This is a genomic window from Bacillus sp. AR8-1 (assembly GCF_008042345.1).
Lineage (GTDB): Bacteria > Bacillota > Bacilli > Bacillales > Bacillaceae_G > Bacillus_A > Bacillus_A cereus.
The window spans coordinates 1-1454 of sequence record NZ_QNUB01000040.1 but is presented as its reverse complement, the minus strand read 5'-3'; the positions used below and the strand labels follow the sequence as shown (position 1 = coordinate 1454).

Genomic DNA, 1454 nt, shown 5'->3' with positions numbered 1-1454 from the left:
ATCTTCGGCAGAAAAAAGAATGTTTGCCCTTTGGGAAACAGATAAACATAGTATAGTTTATAATTTGCCGATTATGATTGAACTGACTGAAGAATTAGATATATGTAAAGTCGAAGAAGTATTAAATGAAATCGTTAGAAGACACGAAGCGCTAAGAACAAGTTTTCATGTAGTGGATGGAGAGCTAGTACAACGAGTTCATGATAAATGGAATCTAGAATTTAATTATAAAAAATTACAGAAAAAAGAAGCTTTGTTGTATATGAAAAGGTTTATTAAACCATTTGATTTAACACGAGCACCGTTGGTTAGATGCAGTCTTATAACGTATGAAGATAAGAATATAATACTATTAGATGTTCATCATATAGTGGCGGATGGAGTATCGGTAGGATTGATAAGGAAAGAATTTAAGAAGCTTTACAAAGGGGAAAAACTAGAAAAACCAGTACTGCAATATAAGGATTATTCAGAATGGCAAACTGATCCCCTTAACCAAGAGACAAGCATAAAACAAGAGCAATATTGGTTAAATCGATTAAATGGTGAACTTCCTATATTAAATATTGAAACAGATTATGAAAGACCGAGAGTAAAAAGTTTCGAGGGAAGTAGAATAAACTTTACTATAGACAAGATGTTAACAGCAAAACTTAGAACAATAGCAAAAGAAACGGGAACAACATTATATATGGTATTACTGGCGGTATACAATGTGATGTTGTCAAAATACAGTAATCAAGAAGATATTATTGTAGGAACAGCAGAGTCTGGGAGATCCTATGCAGATCTTGAGAACACTGTGGGAATGTTTGTTAATACGGTTGCTTTAAGGAATTTTCCGGAATCCTATAAAACATTCAGAGAGTTCTTAGAAGAAGTTAAATATAATACTCTAAAGGACTTTGATAATACGGATTATCAATTTGAAAATTTAACTCAAAAACTGGCATTAAAAAGAGATGCAAGTAGGAATCCATTATTTGATGTTATGTTTACATTTGAAAGTATGGATTATGGATTTGGTGGAAATGAAGAAATTGGTGAGTTGAAATTACTGGAATCAGAAATCAATATATCAAAATTTGATTTAACATTAACTGCCGTAGAGGTCAATGAACATATTACATTTAATTTAGAATACTGTAGTAAATTATTTAAAAGAGAAACGGCTGAAAGAATGGGAGAGCATTATACTAATCTCCTGCATAATGTAGCATCAAAATTAGAAGTGGCTTTATATAGGTTAGAAATGATTAGTGAGAAGGAGAAATACAAATTACTTAATGTATTTAACGATTCGGCTGTTGAATATCCGAAGGATAAGACTATACATCAATTATTTGAGGAACAGGTGGAAAAGACACCGGAACATATAGCTGTAGTATGTGATAGTGAAAAATTGACATACAGGGAATTGAATGAAAAATCGAATAGTTTAGCTAGAGTATTAA

General features: G+C 31.5%; 1 protein-coding gene. It reads left to right on the top strand.

Features of this window, described 5'->3' with window-relative positions; translation table 11 throughout:
* Positions 1–1454 (top strand): condensation domain-containing protein (locus DN400_RS23055; protein WP_147801952.1); only part of this gene is annotated, 1454 nt, incomplete at both ends.